At 64.6% G+C, this 13,545-nt stretch carries 26 protein-coding genes and 1 pseudogene; 5 read left to right on the forward strand and 22 right to left on the reverse strand.

What is annotated here, in order from left to right:
* Positions 1 to 6: 6 nt before the first annotated feature.
* On the reverse strand, positions 7 to 699 hold the full coding sequence (locus QXH22_RS05830; protein ID WP_306241660.1) for a DUF6745 domain-containing protein: 693 nt from the start codon (positions 697 to 699) through the stop codon (positions 7 to 9).
* Between QXH22_RS05830 and QXH22_RS05835 the strand changes: the two genes are divergently transcribed.
* Complete coding sequence (locus QXH22_RS05835) at positions 686 to 1,108, forward strand: hypothetical protein (RefSeq protein WP_306275132.1); 423 nt, start codon at positions 686 to 688, stop codon at positions 1,106 to 1,108. The genes QXH22_RS05830 and QXH22_RS05835 overlap by 14 nt on opposite strands.
* Before the next feature lie 145 nt (positions 1,109 to 1,253).
* On the opposite strand, the gene QXH22_RS05840 is transcribed toward QXH22_RS05835, so the two are convergent.
* The 19 genes from QXH22_RS05840 to QXH22_RS05930 all read right to left on the reverse strand — a co-directional run bounded on the left by QXH22_RS05840 (position 1,254) and on the right by QXH22_RS05930 (position 10,093).
* The gene (locus QXH22_RS05840) at positions 1,254 to 1,490 is read right to left on the reverse strand and encodes a hypothetical protein (protein WP_306241662.1); all 237 of its coding nucleotides are present in this window, start codon (positions 1,488 to 1,490) and stop codon (positions 1,254 to 1,256) included.
* Entirely contained in the window at positions 1,487 to 1,744 is a 258-nt protein-coding gene (locus QXH22_RS05845; protein WP_306241663.1) for a YegP family protein, read from the reverse strand. Before QXH22_RS05845 ends, QXH22_RS05840 begins: the two co-directional genes overlap by 4 nt.
* The gene (locus QXH22_RS05850; protein ID WP_306241664.1) at positions 1,744 to 2,631 is read right to left on the reverse strand and encodes a DUF2303 family protein; all 888 of its coding nucleotides are present in this window, start codon (positions 2,629 to 2,631) and stop codon (positions 1,744 to 1,746) included. Before QXH22_RS05850 ends, QXH22_RS05845 begins: the two co-directional genes overlap by 1 nt.
* Positions 2,632 to 2,664: 33 nt before the next feature.
* On the reverse strand, positions 2,665 to 3,018 hold the full coding sequence (locus QXH22_RS05855) for a hypothetical protein (RefSeq protein ID WP_306241665.1): 354 nt from the start codon (positions 3,016 to 3,018) through the stop codon (positions 2,665 to 2,667).
* Positions 3,019 to 3,029: 11 nt separating this feature from the next.
* Entirely contained in the window at positions 3,030 to 4,178 is a 1,149-nt protein-coding gene (locus QXH22_RS05860) for a hypothetical protein (RefSeq protein ID WP_306275133.1), read from the reverse strand.
* Positions 4,175 to 5,107: a YqaJ viral recombinase family protein gene (locus QXH22_RS05865; protein WP_371934158.1), complete on the reverse strand. Its 933-nt coding sequence runs from the start codon at positions 5,105 to 5,107 to the stop codon at positions 4,175 to 4,177. Before QXH22_RS05865 ends, QXH22_RS05860 begins: the two co-directional genes overlap by 4 nt.
* On the reverse strand, positions 5,104 to 5,292 hold the full coding sequence (locus QXH22_RS05870; protein WP_306241669.1) for a hypothetical protein: 189 nt from the start codon (positions 5,290 to 5,292) through the stop codon (positions 5,104 to 5,106). Before QXH22_RS05870 ends, QXH22_RS05865 begins: the two co-directional genes overlap by 4 nt.
* Positions 5,293 to 5,345: 53 nt before the next feature.
* The gene (locus QXH22_RS05875; protein WP_306275134.1) at positions 5,346 to 5,681 is read right to left on the reverse strand and encodes a hypothetical protein; all 336 of its coding nucleotides are present in this window, start codon (positions 5,679 to 5,681) and stop codon (positions 5,346 to 5,348) included.
* Positions 5,678 to 6,148, reverse strand: coding sequence for a hypothetical protein (locus tag QXH22_RS05880; RefSeq protein ID WP_306275135.1), 471 nt, complete (start codon positions 6,146 to 6,148; stop codon positions 5,678 to 5,680). The genes QXH22_RS05875 and QXH22_RS05880 overlap by 4 nt, the downstream gene beginning before the upstream one ends.
* Positions 6,145 to 6,294, reverse strand: a complete 150-nt coding sequence (locus QXH22_RS05885; protein WP_306275136.1) for a hypothetical protein — start codon at positions 6,292 to 6,294, stop codon at positions 6,145 to 6,147. The genes QXH22_RS05880 and QXH22_RS05885 overlap by 4 nt, the downstream gene beginning before the upstream one ends.
* On the reverse strand, positions 6,291 to 6,548 hold the full coding sequence (locus tag QXH22_RS05890) for a hypothetical protein (RefSeq protein WP_306275137.1): 258 nt from the start codon (positions 6,546 to 6,548) through the stop codon (positions 6,291 to 6,293). The genes QXH22_RS05885 and QXH22_RS05890 overlap by 4 nt, the downstream gene beginning before the upstream one ends.
* A complete protein-coding gene (locus QXH22_RS05895; protein ID WP_306275138.1) occupies positions 6,545 to 6,880 on the reverse strand; it encodes a DUF732 domain-containing protein in 336 nt (111 codons plus the stop codon). Before QXH22_RS05895 ends, QXH22_RS05890 begins: the two co-directional genes overlap by 4 nt.
* The gene (locus tag QXH22_RS05900) at positions 6,877 to 7,026 is read right to left on the reverse strand and encodes a hypothetical protein (protein ID WP_306275139.1); all 150 of its coding nucleotides are present in this window, start codon (positions 7,024 to 7,026) and stop codon (positions 6,877 to 6,879) included. Before QXH22_RS05900 ends, QXH22_RS05895 begins: the two co-directional genes overlap by 4 nt.
* On the reverse strand, positions 7,023 to 7,274 hold the full coding sequence (locus QXH22_RS05905; RefSeq protein ID WP_306275140.1) for a hypothetical protein: 252 nt from the start codon (positions 7,272 to 7,274) through the stop codon (positions 7,023 to 7,025). The genes QXH22_RS05900 and QXH22_RS05905 overlap by 4 nt, the downstream gene beginning before the upstream one ends.
* A complete protein-coding gene (locus QXH22_RS05910; protein WP_306275141.1) occupies positions 7,271 to 7,525 on the reverse strand; it encodes a hypothetical protein in 255 nt (84 codons plus the stop codon). The genes QXH22_RS05905 and QXH22_RS05910 overlap by 4 nt, the downstream gene beginning before the upstream one ends.
* A 496-nt stretch (positions 7,526 to 8,021) precedes the next feature.
* A complete protein-coding gene (locus tag QXH22_RS05915) occupies positions 8,022 to 8,264 on the reverse strand; it encodes a hypothetical protein (RefSeq protein ID WP_306275142.1) in 243 nt (80 codons plus the stop codon).
* Positions 8,265 to 8,550: 286 nt separating this feature from the next.
* Complete coding sequence (locus tag QXH22_RS05920; RefSeq protein ID WP_306275143.1) at positions 8,551 to 8,961, reverse strand: hypothetical protein; 411 nt, start codon at positions 8,959 to 8,961, stop codon at positions 8,551 to 8,553.
* On the reverse strand, positions 8,958 to 9,782 hold the full coding sequence (locus QXH22_RS05925) for a phage antirepressor KilAC domain-containing protein (RefSeq protein ID WP_306275144.1): 825 nt from the start codon (positions 9,780 to 9,782) through the stop codon (positions 8,958 to 8,960). Before QXH22_RS05925 ends, QXH22_RS05920 begins: the two co-directional genes overlap by 4 nt.
* Positions 9,779 to 10,093 (reverse strand): helix-turn-helix transcriptional regulator, encoded by a 315-nt coding sequence (locus QXH22_RS05930; protein ID WP_306275145.1) that lies wholly within the window; start codon positions 10,091 to 10,093, stop codon positions 9,779 to 9,781. Before QXH22_RS05930 ends, QXH22_RS05925 begins: the two co-directional genes overlap by 4 nt.
* A 169-nt stretch (positions 10,094 to 10,262) precedes the next feature.
* On the opposite strand from QXH22_RS05930, the gene QXH22_RS05935 reads away from it, so the two are divergent.
* The 4 genes and pseudogenes from QXH22_RS05935 to QXH22_RS30440 form a co-directional block, all read left to right on the forward strand.
* Positions 10,263 to 11,147, forward strand: coding sequence for a hypothetical protein (locus QXH22_RS05935; protein ID WP_306275146.1), 885 nt, complete (start codon positions 10,263 to 10,265; stop codon positions 11,145 to 11,147).
* Between the two features lie 62 nt (positions 11,148 to 11,209).
* A complete protein-coding gene (locus tag QXH22_RS05940; RefSeq protein ID WP_306275147.1) occupies positions 11,210 to 11,653 on the forward strand; it encodes a hypothetical protein in 444 nt (147 codons plus the stop codon).
* Positions 11,635 to 11,871, forward strand: a complete 237-nt coding sequence (locus QXH22_RS05945) for a DUF3263 domain-containing protein (RefSeq protein ID WP_306275148.1) — start codon at positions 11,635 to 11,637, stop codon at positions 11,869 to 11,871. The genes QXH22_RS05940 and QXH22_RS05945 overlap by 19 nt, the downstream gene beginning before the upstream one ends.
* Positions 11,868 to 11,969 (forward strand): annotated as a pseudogene (locus tag QXH22_RS30440) (DUF2510 domain-containing protein); the annotation flags it as partial. The gene QXH22_RS05945 and the pseudogene QXH22_RS30440, both read left to right, overlap by 4 nt.
* Before the next feature lie 39 nt (positions 11,970 to 12,008).
* Here the strand turns inward: QXH22_RS30440 and QXH22_RS05950 are convergent.
* Together QXH22_RS05950 and QXH22_RS05955 are read right to left on the reverse strand one after the other, a co-directional pair.
* Positions 12,009 to 12,461: a hypothetical protein gene (locus tag QXH22_RS05950; protein WP_306275149.1), complete on the reverse strand. Its 453-nt coding sequence runs from the start codon at positions 12,459 to 12,461 to the stop codon at positions 12,009 to 12,011.
* Between the two features lie 14 nt (positions 12,462 to 12,475).
* The gene (locus QXH22_RS05955) at positions 12,476 to 13,402 is read right to left on the reverse strand and encodes a site-specific integrase (protein WP_306275150.1); all 927 of its coding nucleotides are present in this window, start codon (positions 13,400 to 13,402) and stop codon (positions 12,476 to 12,478) included.
* Between the last annotated feature and the right edge of the window lie 143 nt (positions 13,403 to 13,545).

Consider the following 13,545-nt stretch of genomic DNA (forward strand, 5'->3'; position numbering starts at 1 on the left):
CCGTTGCTAGGTTGCGCGGGCCAGTTTCTTGTACTCCCGTTCGGTGAGGTCGAACGTCCACGCTGACGCCGCTATCGCAGTCCGGCAATCCGTCGGCACGGTCAGCCCGAATGTGTGGCGCGAGCCGTCGCGTTCACGGGTGGCGTTGTGCGCAACCAACACCCGAACCGGCCAGTCCAAGACGTTGCGGGGAACGTCGTACAGGCGCAGCACCTGGCCGGGGTTACCGGGGTCGGGAGCCTCGTCGGCGAGCTTCAACCCTGCCGCGGCCACATACCGGTCCCAGCCCATCTTCTCGATCGCGCAACGCCGGACCTCGGTGTTGCGTTCGGACATGATCCGTTCGATGTCCCAACCGGTTTCGATCAAATCGGCGGGAACACGGGTTCCGTGCCAGTAGTGCAGGCCCCACCCGTCCGACCAAGCGACTGCGGGGCCGGTCTCGCAGTGCAGACGGTGCGCACCGGTCGCCGACTCGACGTGCAAAACGGCGGGGGTGTCGCACACCATGACGAAGTCGCGGTTGGGCCACCAGTAGCCGGCGGACTGCGCATCTTGGTAGGCCTTGGATCGTTCCCAGGTGTCGCCGTCGAGTTGCAGTTCGACGACGTCGCGGAAGTAGGAGACGAACGCGGGCCAGTAGCACCAGTGGCGGCCGCCGATGTAGCGGTGCCAGAACAGTTTCTTGCCCTTCTTCACGGCGCTGCCCACGGCGCTGTACACGGCGCTGCCCACGGCGCTGCCCACGGCGCTGTCCACGGCGCTGTCCACGGCGCTGTACACGGCGCTGTCCACGGCGCTGTCCACGGCGCTGTCCACGGCGCTGTACACGGCGCTGTCCACGGCGCTGTACACGGCGCTGTACACGGCGCTGCCCACGGCGCTGTACACGGCGCTGTCCACGGCGCTGTCCACGGCGCTGCCCACGGCGCTGTCCACGGCGCTGTACACGGCGCTGTCCACGGCGCTGTCCACGGCGCTGCCCGGAGAAGAAATTTTCCGGACCGCCTCAATCGCCAAAGCAGCCAACGGAGCCGCGAACGCACCAACCATTGGCGACGACACCCGAATCACCGTGTTCGGCCACGGAATACCAGCGAACTCGTAACACCTCCGCGCCCCGGCTTCCCAAACCGCCCACTCCTCGTCAGTGAGTGGGGTTGTGCGCCAGCCGTATTCGATCCACTCCTGCGCGAAAGAGGACATGCGGTCGCGCTGGGCGGGCGTAAGTTCCGTCAGCTTTTTCTTGGTTGTCATTTCCAGCGTCCTACTCGTGGTTTGCGTGTGAGTCGTTGTCTGCGTGAGCGTTTGGGTTGTTGGTTGGCGGTGTCGCGGGCCATCTGCATGCGGGCGCCGTACCAGGCGGGCGGGTGTTTGATTGCGGTGGATTTGGGGCGGGCCGGGGTGGTGGCAGCCAGCAGGTGGGCGGGGACGTCGTCGACGCCCCATCCGTCTGGGCCGACGCCGGCGCGGATGTCGCGGAACCTCATGCGTGGGCCGCCAGTCGGAGGCAGGTGTTGCCGTGTTCGGCTTCGCGCATGTAGGCGGCGGTGTTGAAGCCGAACAACTGCACGATGGCGTCGATGCAATCCTGACGGTTCGTGTACCGCTCAGAGCTGACGGCGAGGACGCGACCGTTTCCGGCGTTGAGTGCGCGCCAGCGCCAGGGTTGTTGGCGTCCGAGTAGCCGTACGAGCGCGGGCGCCCGGATCAGGTCGACGTAGACGAGAGCGGTATCGGGCATCACTGCACCGCCAGGACGGGCTTGCCGGTCTGCCCGGTGACGGACTGGGTGATGGTGTACCAGGCTTCGCGGAGGATCTGGGCGGTCGGTTGGAGTTTGATCGCGAGTCCAAGGGAGCCGTTGGTGATGCGGGTCCGGAACTTGGCTTCGACGGGGTAGGTCTCGGGGTGTCCTTCCCACGGGCGCAGGTTGAGGATGATCACCTGTGGTACTTCGAGTTCGCGGCCCTTGCCGGCGGTGACGGTGTGGTCTTCGCGGTAGGTGAGTTTCAGGCCGCCGTGTGCGCGTTCGACTTTCGATTCGAATTCGCCGCTGGTTGATGAGCGGATGCTGTCGATGACTTCGAGCAGTTCGGCTTGGTCTGGGCTGGTGATGGTGTGTAGGAGTTCTTCGATTTTGTCGCCGAATTCGTTCTGGGGGTAGAGGCGTCCGGACATGGCGTGCCAGGCGGCCCAGTCGTCGTCTGCGGTGAGTTTCAGGGTGAGTTTGTCGTCGCGCCAGCCTGCGCCGGGGTCGTTGGTGGCGATGAGTCCGGCGTGGTCGTTGTAGATGGCGGTGAGGACGCCGCGCTTGGCGCTGCCCCACAAGGTGCCGGTGTCGCCGATCTGGTCGAGGGGTCGGCGGGCGAGTTCCGCGAGGAAGGAGTCGAGGTCGGCGACGGTGCGCTCGCCTTTGACGCGCAGCGGGGATGGGAATTCCGTGGGGTCGACTGCGATGTCGGTGACCTGCAGTCCGTGTTCTTCGGTGACGGCGACTGCGTGCTTCTGGTGCGGTAGCAGGCCGTTGATGATCTGCGCCTCATGCGGTGTCCGGACTATCGCCCCGGCTGGACCTTCGTAGCTGATAACGCCGAGTTCGGTTGCGGTGTCGTCGTTTGTGCTTGCCATGTTCAGAGTTGCCTTTCAGGGATTGGGTGAGGGTCAGTTGTCGCGGCCGGCGGCGGCGGATTTGTTGTCGGCGGGTTCGTCGTCGTAGAGGGATCGTTGGTTCGGGTCGTTGCGGTGCAGGCCGCCGTGGTCGTCGCCGAACCACATGGATGTGCGGGGGTCTTCGGGGATCTTGGCGGTGATCGAGTCTTGGATGCGGAATGCGTTGGGGATCTTGTCGACTGGCTTGATGTCGAGCTTCACGGTTACCGAGGCGGCTTTGCCGGTCTGCTGGACGGCTTCGACGGCCTCGCGGAGTTTCTTCGTGGCTTCGTCGTGGGCGCGGCCTTTGGCGTGTGTGAGTAGCAGGGTGGCGAATTCGGTTGCTTGATCGTTGTTTTCGGCCATGATGTTTCCTTTCAGTTGGTGCCGTCGAGGGTTTGTTGTTCGCCGCTTTCGACGTTGGCTTCGGCCAACGTGGCGGTGTTCAAGATCTCGGTGATCTCCGCACCGAGCCGGTTCTTCTTGTCATATTCGTTGAGCTTGTTCACGACTGCCCGGAGCTGGTCGTCGTCAACGCCGTCGCGGTGTTCGAGTTGTCCGACGGGTTTCCCGGCGAGTGCGGCGATGACGATGCGCTGGTCTGCTTCGTCGGTGCAGTCGCCTTGGCCGAGTAGCTGGAACATGCGGTTCAGCCACTTACGGCGGGTGGCCGGCGCCATGTCGTACCCGGCCGCGGCCACCTTCGGTTCCTGGGGGTCGGGGTCGCTTACCTGTTCCGGTTCCGGAGATTCAGTAACCACCGTCGGTTCCGGTTCCACGTCGACGTTGATGGCTTCACGCAACCCTTCGACGCCGCGCCGCTGCCGCTGGCTGACCACGCGCACCGGCGGCGCTGATTCGGACACCGATTCCTCAGTTGCGAGCTCGTCCGCCGAGTACGGCATGCCGAGTAGAATGTGGGGCGCGATCTCACGGCACACCACGGCCGTCGCCTTCGCCCGAAGCATCGTCCGAGGCTCGGTGATGTACTTCATGTTGCCCTGCAACTTGCCGTTCGAATTCTTCTTGTACTCACCGGGTTTGACCTCGACCGGCACGTACTGCGCCTTGACCGCGTCGGCCATTGTGAACCGGCACCGCTCGGACTCGCTGCCATCTGGTGACCAGGCTTCGATGTCGCAGGCTTCGTCGGTCGATTCGTGGGTCTGGAACCGGTAGCCCTTCGATTTCAGCAGCGCCTTCATCGTCCTGGCTTCCAGGCCGGGCTGCCCGTGGATGACGATGACCGACCGCAGCGCGGCGATGGGTGAGAGCCCAATTTCGGCACCGAACAGGATGGCTGCGGCACCGTCTCCGGGCTTGCCGCGGAACCGGTCTGGGACTAGAGCGGTGTAGCACATGCCTTCGGCGAAGAACTTCGCTTCGCGCATCGCGCCGACGTGTTCGCGCAGGGTGGTGATTGCCCCCATGTCGGGCAGGCGTGCTGGCGGCAGTAGTTCGAGCGAGCTGCCCGGTTCTGTGTCCTCGTCGTCGTAGAAGCGGGCGTCGGTGTCGGTGTCGGTCATGCGGTCCTCAGTTCTTCCAGTTGGGGCAGGTTCTTCGTTGCGAGGTTCAAGGCGACGCTGCCTTTGGCGTGCGGGCGGCGGTCAGCGATCCGCAGGTCGCCGACGCACGCGTATTGGGCGTTGCGCATCCGGTCGAGCAGTTCGGTTTTCAGTCCACGTAACCGAGCTTCGTGGTCTTTTGAGTCGGCGGCCGCTGCGAGTAGTTCCACGGCTAGATCGGGATCCACCTGCACCGTCTCCCCGGGTGTGATGTCGGGGTGGAGCTCGCGGACGCACTGGTAGGTGGCGACACTGTCGTCCAGGTCGGGCGGGAACTTGCCCTTCAGGGAGTGCCAGAACTCGGTGCAGCGTTGGTGAATCATCGCGACGACGTCGGCGTCGTAGTGGATGACGTAGGTGTGCGCCTCGAAGTACGGGCCGAGGACCAGCAGCTCGGCGGGGTGCTTCGTGTAGCCGGTGTACGCCATCTGCGCCAGGATCTGCGCGACGTAGTCGGCGGGTGCCTGGTCGGTGAAGAAGTCGCCCCAGTCTTCAAGGTGGCGGGCGGTCTTGAACTCGATCACCTTGCGGGCTCGGCCACGGCGGGCCCGCCGGTCCAGGGTGGCGGCGGCCGGGTAGCCGAACTTGTCGGGGGCGATGATCTGCACCTCCCCCGGGGAGAGTTGCCAGCCGGGGTTGCGGCGTTTCCAGATCGCGGCCATCGCCGGCTCGAAGTCGTGCCCCATGTCGAAGATGTCTTTCGGCGGCTCCGGATCAACCAGCCCCTTCAACCGGTGCCAGAGCCGATACGGCGACTCCCAACGCGAAACACCGAGGATGGCGGCGACTTTCGAGGGGGTGATGATTTGCATCCACTCCGGGCTGCCCGGCTCGACGAAGACGGGCGGGTTCGGTTCCTCACCGGCAACGAATTCGGTTATGGGGTTCACCGCGCGGCCTCCCATGCGCGTGACATTTCCCGCGCCGCTTGCGCTTTCACGATCAGCTGGTCCAGCGACGTCTGCGACATGTCCATCGAGCCGTGTCGGAAACGGACCGCGTACAGGGGTTCGGGCCAGCGGGACGCGTAGGGGTGGATGTGGATCAGTTCGCCGAGATTGATTGAGGCGGTCACGAACCTGTCATTGGAACGGACCAGGGTTGTGTGCGCGGCCGGCTTGTCTGTGCTCATGCGTTGGCCTCGAGCGTTTGGGCGTAGGCGATGGCGCGGCGTAGGCGTGCGCTGTATTGGTCTTTCCGCAGGCCGAGTTGGGCGGCGATTTCGGCGAGGCTGGCGTCGGGGTAGTCGACGCGGGCGTTGAGCGCCCGGTAGTAGCGGGCGAACATGCCGGCGGGTTTGCGGGTGTCGGGGTGGCCGTCCCATTTCCTCATGACGCGGACGGCTTTCCGTGCGGCGGCGACGGTGTGCAGGGCTGCGTGTTCGGTGCGGACGCGGTTGGCGGCGTGCAGCGATTCGATGCACTCGGGGTTTATCCAGCGGGCGCGGGAGCGATTGGCGGTCATAAGTCTGTCCTTGCTGCGGCGGGTAGTTCGTGGACCCAGGCGAGTAACTGGTCGCGGGTCATGTCGATGGGGATGGCGGCCAGGGCGATGACGGTGAGTTCTTGGAGTTGGCGGCGCCCGAGCCGGCTGAGGGTTCCCCACGAGAGATTGGGGTCTTCGTCGCGGAGCAGCATGGCTAGGTGTAGTGCGAGGTCTGCTGTGTCTTCGAGTTCGGCGGCGCGGGCGTCGGTGACTCTGCCGTCGGGGACTTGTGGCCGGTCTGGTTCTGGTGGGCGGTTGCGGATTCGGTTGACGGTGTTGGTGGATATGCCTGTGACTGCAGCGGTTTCGACTTCGGATGCGCCGACGAGTGCGAGGTGTCGGACGCGGCGTTCTTGGTCGAGGTCGTCGCGGTTGCGGTCGTAGTGGGCGAGGTGTTGGCGGGTGGCGCGGAGTGCGGGGTTGTACCGCTCGGTGGCTGCGGTCATGCTGCACCGCATTCGCTGTCGTGGGGGTGGTGGCGTTCCCAGAGGGTGACGGCGCGTGCGCTGGTGAGCCAGCGGTGGCAGCCGCAGTCGGTGCACAGGGCGAGGAAGCGGGCGGTGTCTACGGCACCGGCGTGGGTGGTCGTCATGCTGCACCGGTCCCGAACAGGTGCTCGATGCGTTCGGTGATGTCGCGTTGGGCTTGTGCTTCAAGGGCTTTGATGATTCCGCGTTCTTGGATGACGCCGCGCGGAATCGGGACTAGGTGCAGGGTGGTCTGGTCGGTGCCGGGCTGGTATTCGGCGTCGAACGCGCGGTAGCAGCCGCCGAACAGATCCGGCCCGTAGATGTGCTCAGGATCGAAACGCGTGCAGTCGCCCGGGAAGTTGATGGTGTCAGTCATGCGAGTTGGCCTTTCGGGGCGGGTGCGTAGGTGTCGGCGAACCGCTGCAGCAGCGGCAGGTGCCTGACGCATCGGGTCTGTACCGAGATGACGAGAACCTGCACCGCCTGGTCTGTGGTGAATCCGGAATCGTCTTGGATTGCTTGGATGACACCGGAGATTCCGGGGAAGCTGGGGTGGTCATCGAGGGTTCCGCAGACTGCGGGCGCGGCGATGCTGGCGTAGTTGATGACGTAGGGGGCAACGGGATCCGCATGCGCGGGCGCGGCGTTGCAGGCGGCGACGATGAGCGCGCCGAACAACATCAGCAGCAGCGCACGGGCGGCGGTCATGCGCGGACCGCCTGCAGCTCGCCGGACTCCCCACGGACCAAGGTGAACCCGGACGCGACCGCCGCGAACGCGATGACGATCTCCGCGCCCGGCAAACCAGACTTGCGGACATTCGCGATGAACTCCTGGAACGCTTCAGGATTCACCGCGCACACACCAGATCGAGGTGGTACCGGGTTGAGACCGTGCACAGGCAGTCGGCGGGGTGTTCACGCTCGCGGCGGGCGCGCTGCCGCTCGAACCGGAAGTTGATCCCGGCGGTCGCGGCCAGGCACAGGAACGCGAGCACCGCGCCGACCAGGAACACGGTGTCCATGCCGGTCAACAGACCGGCCCACGTCGCCGCGGTCGCGATTTTCGCGCCGACGACCAGCACCGGAACCAGCGGCCTCACAGCGACGCCCCAGACAGCCGCAGCGACACCGACGCCGCAATAGCCTGCTCCACGACCGCGTTCCACTGCCGCCAACGCTCAATCGTGATCGAAACATGAACGCCGTCAGGATGCCCGGTCGGGCTGGTGCGGATCATCGTGCCGTACTTGTCTTCGTAGACAACAGCGGTCGGCGGTGTGTCCAGGTCGACGTACTGGCCCATGCACGTATAGGCGCGGCGCGGGGTCTTGGTAGAGTTGGTGTCGCTCACAGCATTTCCTTTCGAACTGTTGTTGTTGTGGGTTTTGGCCCGTCCCGGTGTGCGCCGGGGCGGGCCTACTTATTTGGAAACCGCTGCGGCTTCCAGCTTTTCGGCCAGATGCGTCCACGCTTCCGCCCCGATCACCGAAGTCGGTCCGACACGATCAGTGATGTGACGGCGCACCGCATACGCGGCGTCCTCGAGCTCGCCGACGGTGAACGATGGTTGCCCCGCGCTGGCCTCTGGGGGGAGGGAGCCGAGCGCGGGGCCGTCTTCTGCTGTGGGGCCGCGGTCAGCGTTGTCGCAGGACTCACCGTCTCGGCAGCAGAAGTCAGTTGAGCGCGCTCAGCGCAGCGAGCTTTCGCCCGTTCCCAATGGGCGTCTGCGACGTCGTTGAACATGTCGAAGTCGAAAAGAGCGACCGGGAACGCAGGCCAGCGCATCGGCCATAGGCTGCCCAGAGTGAACGACGCGGCGCCACCGTCCGCGCGCAACAACGTCCCGATCATCGCGTTCCCCCTGTGGTGGCTAGTGCTTTCGCGGTGTCGCGTTCCGCGCAGACCCGCTGGTTCTCCCTACGCAGCCGCGCAACCTCAGACCGCTCCGCTTCCAGACACGCCTGCAGATTCGCCTTCTCGCTCCGCAGCTTGTGGTTGTCGCGGCGCAGCGCGTCCAGCTCCCGCGTGTTGGCGTCCAGCCGGGAGTACACAGAGGCCGCGGTGACCACCTCGGGCGCCGCGGCGGTCATGAGGCGCTCCGTAGCCGGCGCCGGCCGCGTGAGGTCAACCCGTCAGCGATCGTGGTAGCGGCCGGTTCAGTGGGTATTGCTTCCACCGGCTCAGGAAGATGTTCGGGTCGGTTGTACAACGCCTCTTCCGCGGCGGCGATATCCGCATCCGTCATGAACCAGACCCGGTCAATCTTCTGTCCCCGGAACCGCTTCCGCTTCAGCTGCGTCGCCACCCAACGCTCCGGGTCACGCAGGCCGTGGTTCTGGCCGCAGATACGGCGGGCGGCCTCAGGCAACGGGTGCTTCATGAGGCGGGCCCCATTGATTGGTGAATGTCACGGAGTTTGCCGATCAACGTGCCCAGTTGTTCACGCGTCATAAGGACTTCGCCGTAGCAGACACCCTTCCCTCCTGCGCCGACATAGGCGTACTCGGTATCTCCCACCGACCCGAGCCCAACGACGGATTGTGCTTTCTGGCAGGCGACCTCAACAGGCTCGGCATAGAAGCTGAATCCCGGCATCGTGTTGGGCGGATAGTGGGCCGCAATCGCACGCAGACTCTGAATGTCTTCCAGGTCGGTCGACAGGATCAGCGGCGTCTCGTCATTGCCGGCAACGGTGATGTAGCAACCACCTTCACGGAGTTCGTAGGCGTAGATAGTGCCGTCTAACAGATTTGGCTGTGCCGGATCAGTCCGGATGAAATCACTCATTTTTTGACCCCCAACCCAAGCTTGTCTGCGATCTGCAGCGCGAATTCCTGCCGCACATAGAGGGTTTGGCGGACCTGCCCGTTATGGTGGCGCGCAACGTCGTGCTGCGGTCGAAGGTCGAACCAGTCGATGTACCGGGCGTAGGCCCGGTACTCGTACTCGTCAACGACGCGGCCCTGCTTCTTCGAGTACCGCTTCATGATCAGCCGGCGGTAGATCATCTTGTGCTCAACCAGGAGGGCGAACGCCTGGGGGCGGGTCAGTCCGAACTGTGCCCCCCACACCTCGACCAGCACGGCATCGTCGTTGGAGATGTAGCGGTCGTGGTAGGCGATCATCGGCGCGGCCGATTCGAGCGCGGCGGCGATGGCCGCCTTCTCCTCCTCGATTTCCAGGACCATGCGAGCGAGGTCCGCCTTGGTTACCAACTCGGCCTGCTGCCGCGGAGCGATCTCGGCCTGCCGCGTCTTGATCGCGAAGTAAGCCTGTGCCTCAGCGATTTTCGGCTTACGCGGGTCACCGTTCATCAGGACTAGGTAGCAGGCGAGTCGCGATAGTTCGAAGTCTTCGATTTGGCGTTCGCCGAAGCCGACGGTGACCATTTTGTTGACGCCAACAAAATTGGTGTGAACAGGCACTTTGGTGTTCTCAGCGGCGACCATGGCCCGCTCGATGGCGGCCGCGAAGTTGCGCCACGTCTCGTACTCGACGACGTTGCAGAGGTCGCGCGCGGTCCAATACTCCGAACCGTTGGCACGGACACGGCGGATCGCGTCAAACGGCGAACCACCGGAGTCAGCTTGAACCAGATCGTCACTCATGCCGCACCTGCCGCGGCCAGTTCCTCGCGCACGATTTCACGGATCAGTTCGCGAAGCGCAACATCATTGCCTTCCGCATCGACGTGCCGACGCCGTTCTAGGACAGATACCGGGACGTTGAGCGCGGTGGCCAGTCTGCGAGTGGCGTCGGCGCTCGGCATCTGGCGGCCGCGTTCCAGATCTGACAAATACGAGAGCGACATCGGAGGGTCGCAGGAGGCGGCAAGGTCCGTCAGGCTGCGGCCATCTTTGGTGCGCATGATGCGGAGCTCGTGCCATACCCCATGGGGATTCCGGGCGGTGATGGGCATGATACCGAAGCTACGCCGTAGCTTCGCGTAGGTCAAGCGTAGTACGCCGTAGGTGTGTCGGACCTACGCTGACCTGCAATGTTCGAATATGACATGCGTGTTATTACGTAGTTTGGCGAACCTACGAAGATTAGACTTCGTAGGTCTACGCGTAGGAAGCTGTTGCCTTATGGACGACGACTTGGTTCAGCCCCCCGAGGCAGTGCTAATCGAGGATCTTCGACAGGCATTTCCAAAGAAGGAAAGGGCGGTCTCGCGGTTCGCGAAGCTGGCCGGCATTAGCGAAGGTCGCTGGCGACAGATTGCCAAGGGGTACCAGCAAGCAACCCGAGACACACGGGTGCCTGTAGTGGCGCCGGCGGACACTCTGGCGCGGATGGCACGTGCGGTCGGGGCTACGCCCGACCAATTGCGATCAACCGGCCGTGATGACGCCGCCGACGAGCTCGAACGGATGATGACCGTCCGCGAAGCCGCTCAGTATGTGCGCGATGGAGGCACCCTCCGCACGGGAGGCATGCCGGAGGGTCTGGGCAAGAATCTTGCGAAGCTATTTCCTCCCGAGGTAAACGAACCCCCCGCGCCAGCCGAATACACAATCTCCGACGAGAAGGCCGTGATCGAGTCCGGCTGGTCGACAGCGACCGATCTCGCTGCCGCAGTCCTTGGGCAATCCGAACCTTCGGAGGAACTACTGGCTGCGTCCCGCCGCGTCGTTTTCGATATCTCTGCGTATCTGATCATTCGGATCCTGGAGAGCGGGTTTGCTCCGCAATTGGAAAGTTGGCTCGCCCGCATCTATAGCGAACGCGAAAAACTCTATCGCCAACTTTCGACCGGTGAGCCAAATTTTCCGTGGGCAAAGGAAGCCTTCGCCGACGCCACAGAAGCTGCATCAGAGGTCGTACGCGAGTGGGGACATATTGGTCGTGGGCCCGAGCATGCCCCTCACTCGGCGACCGATCAGTCAAACCCGTGGTGGGAAGACCTCGGTCGATATAGCACGGCCGCCCGTGAAGAGGATGAAGCGAAAGAGGACGATCCCATCGAATGACAAGGGTGTAATTGCTGGTCAGGTGGGGTTCTTGTCGGTGCCATCTCATAGCGTCCGGTTCCATGAGCCAACGGTGGCATCCCTGGAAGCATGCGGCAGAGCACTATCCGCATGTCACGATCTCTTGTCAGCAGGAACTCCCCGATCGCGTGTGGGGGTTGCAGATTGGCCAGATGATCTGGCTGTGCAGGAAGCTGAACCAGGTCCGGCGCCGCTGCACACTCACTCACGAACTGATTCACCTTGAGCGGGGTCCTGTGCCGGCGGAACCGCGAGCACGGGCAAGGGAAGAGCGGACCGTCTCGGAGCTGGCGGCGCGGCGGCTCATTCCGATCGCGGCCCTGATCGACGCCTACCGCTGGTGCCCGGCCGGGAATCCGGCCGAGCTCGCCGAAGAACTGTGGGTAGATATCCCGACGCTGCGCACCCGAATGGCGACGCTCGACCCCTTCGAAGTCGCCGAACTCGAGCACCACCTGAACGGAGAATGGCAGTGGATAGCCTGACCGACCACGACACCGCGATCCTGGCGATGGAACGCCAGTTCTGGAAGACCTCGGGCGCGAAAGAAGAAGCCATCCGCGACCAGCTCGGGATGACGCCGATCCGCTACTACCAGCGTTTGAACCAGTTGATCACCCGCGAGGCCGCGTTGGCGCACGACCCGGTGACCGTGAATCGGCTCCGCAGGATCAGGGCTCCGCGTAGTGTTCGGAATCTATGACGTGGCAGGTCCCGCCGGGCTGGTATCCGGATCCATCGGGCGCGCGCGCTTGGCGTTGGTGGGATGGGCGTGGTTGGAGCGCAAATCCGGCCGCGGGCCGTCCGGCCCCACAGGGCCGGGTGGGTCGGCGACGGCGTTCACGATTCTCGACGGTTGAACTGCTCGCCATGGTGGTTTACGTCTTCATCTTCGGAAACCTCGCCCTTGGCTTCTTGATAGACGGCAGATGGCAGGCGGTTGGGGGCGTGGCAATTCTGGCCGGCGTGAGCGCCGTAGCGGCGATCCTGGTGGCGTACGGATTGCGGCGGGCACGGGGACGTCGTCAGGATGATGCGCGTCGCCGCCGACGCGAGGCCCAGTTGGCGGCCCGCGCCGACCAGGAACATCAGGCGATGATGCGCGGCGATATCGAGGCAGGCGTGTTCGGGGCATTCCAGCCGCCGCGGCTGGACCGCAACGACCTTCCCGACGCTGATCAGATGCGTGCGCAGGCATGGCAGCCCGATATGGCTGATGCGCCGCCGGCGGTGCGGCCGAATAACCCGGCGCCGTGGCACGTCGTGACTCAGTGGCCGACGCGGCAGTTCCACAAGCCCACCCAGAGTTAGGTGAGCCATTTGCCCATCGAGTCGGCGAGGTCTTCCCCGCTGCGCCGGTCGAGGTGGCCGTAGACGTCGACGGTCGTTTTGATGCTTTCGTGGCCCAGGTGTTGCTGGATGGCGGGCAGGGGCTTGCCGTCTTGAATGAACCAGCTCGCGGCGGTGTGACGGAGGTCGTGGATGCGGGGCCGCAGAGGATTGGCGATCGGGTTGCCCTGCTCGTCGATTGCAGGCCATGCCCGTTTGATTGCGGGCCACCACACGTTGGCGCGGAAGTTCGGTGCCCGCACGGGGCCGCCGGCGGCGCGGTTGCCGCGGCCGGGGTTGGTGAACAGCCACTCCTGTGTGTAGTCGAGCTTGTCCAGCACCGAGGCGGGCACGTTGATGGTGCGTACTGAGCGGCGGGTTTTCGGCAGACCGATCCGGTATCCCCCGCCGCCGCGTCGCCACGCCTTTGAGATCCGCACGGTGTTCCTGTTGCGGTCGACGTCGCCGGGCTTGAGTGCGGTCGCCTCTCCCCAGCGGCATCCGGAGGCGACCAGGAATAGGACAAGCGGCTTCCAGTGGTCGGGGATTTCAGCGAGCAGGGTGTTGAAGTCTTCGTGGGTGAGGAAGACCATTTCTTGGCGTTCGCCGCGGGGCAGGCGGGTGCCGGCTGCGGGATTGGCGCCGAGGCGGCCGGCGGCGACGGCGGACGACAGGGCGGTCGACAGCAGGGCGTGTTTGTTGGCGATCGTTTTCGCGCTGGCCCCTGACTGTTCGAGTGCCTGCACCCAGCGCCGCACATCGTCACGTGACAGTTTCGTCAGCGGGATCGCGCCGACACCGGGGCCGATGTCGGTGCGGAGGTAGCTTCGGTAGTCCTCGACGGTGCGCGGGTCGACGCCGGTGAGATGGTCGATGTGGTGAGTGACCCATTCGGCGACGGTCATCCCGGTAGTACTGTCGCGGCGACGCGGGCGCGGATCTATCCCGTGCATTTCCAGCGCGCGCGTCGGTCCATGCGCGTTTACTGCGGCGCGGAAAGCCTCTGCCGCTTTCGGGTCGTCGAATGGCAAGCTACTCTGGCGCCCAT

Source organism: Mycobacterium sp. TY814 (assembly GCF_030755175.1).
Taxonomy (GTDB): domain Bacteria; phylum Actinomycetota; class Actinomycetes; order Mycobacteriales; family Mycobacteriaceae; genus Mycobacterium.

Excerpts from the sequence above, each read along its gene's own strand:
- QXH22_RS05850 (WP_306241664.1), bottom strand. The coding sequence starts at position 2,631 with ATGGCAAGCACAAACGACGACACCGCAACCGAACTCGGCGTTATCAGC.
- QXH22_RS05895 (WP_306275138.1), bottom strand. The coding sequence starts at position 6,880 with ATGACCGCCGCCCGTGCGCTGCTGCTGATGTTGTTCGGCGCGCTCATC.
- QXH22_RS05915 (WP_306275142.1), bottom strand. The coding sequence starts at position 8,264 with ATGACCGCCGCGGCGCCCGAGGTGGTCACCGCGGCCTCTGTGTACTCC.
- QXH22_RS05890 (WP_306275137.1), bottom strand. The coding sequence starts at position 6,548 with ATGACTGACACCATCAACTTCCCGGGCGACTGCACGCGTTTCGATCCT.
- QXH22_RS05885 (WP_306275136.1), bottom strand. The coding sequence starts at position 6,294 with ATGACGACCACCCACGCCGGTGCCGTAGACACCGCCCGCTTCCTCGCC.
- QXH22_RS05955 (WP_306275150.1), bottom strand. The coding sequence starts at position 13,402 with ATGACCGTCGCCGAATGGGTCACTCACCACATCGACCATCTCACCGGC.
- QXH22_RS05855 (WP_306241665.1), bottom strand. The coding sequence starts at position 3,018 with ATGGCCGAAAACAACGATCAAGCAACCGAATTCGCCACCCTGCTACTC.
- QXH22_RS05925 (WP_306275144.1), bottom strand. The coding sequence starts at position 9,782 with ATGAGTGACGATCTGGTTCAAGCTGACTCCGGTGGTTCGCCGTTTGAC.
- QXH22_RS05930 (WP_306275145.1), bottom strand. The coding sequence starts at position 10,093 with ATGCCCATCACCGCCCGGAATCCCCATGGGGTATGGCACGAGCTCCGC.
- QXH22_RS05920 (WP_306275143.1), bottom strand. The coding sequence starts at position 8,961 with ATGAGTGATTTCATCCGGACTGATCCGGCACAGCCAAATCTGTTAGAC.
- QXH22_RS05840 (WP_306241662.1), bottom strand. The coding sequence starts at position 1,490 with ATGAGGTTCCGCGACATCCGCGCCGGCGTCGGCCCAGACGGATGGGGC.
- QXH22_RS05875 (WP_306275134.1), bottom strand. The coding sequence starts at position 5,681 with ATGACCGCCAATCGCTCCCGCGCCCGCTGGATAAACCCCGAGTGCATC.
- QXH22_RS05845 (WP_306241663.1), bottom strand. The coding sequence starts at position 1,744 with ATGCCCGATACCGCTCTCGTCTACGTCGACCTGATCCGGGCGCCCGCG.
- QXH22_RS05860 (WP_306275133.1), bottom strand. The coding sequence starts at position 4,178 with ATGACCGACACCGACACCGACGCCCGCTTCTACGACGACGAGGACACA.
- QXH22_RS05940 (WP_306275147.1), top strand. The coding sequence starts at position 11,210 with ATGAGCCAACGGTGGCATCCCTGGAAGCATGCGGCAGAGCACTATCCG.
- QXH22_RS05935 (WP_306275146.1), top strand. The coding sequence starts at position 10,263 with ATGGACGACGACTTGGTTCAGCCCCCCGAGGCAGTGCTAATCGAGGAT.
- QXH22_RS05945 (WP_306275148.1), top strand. The coding sequence starts at position 11,635 with ATGGCAGTGGATAGCCTGACCGACCACGACACCGCGATCCTGGCGATG.
- QXH22_RS05880 (WP_306275135.1), bottom strand. The coding sequence starts at position 6,148 with ATGACCGCAGCCACCGAGCGGTACAACCCCGCACTCCGCGCCACCCGC.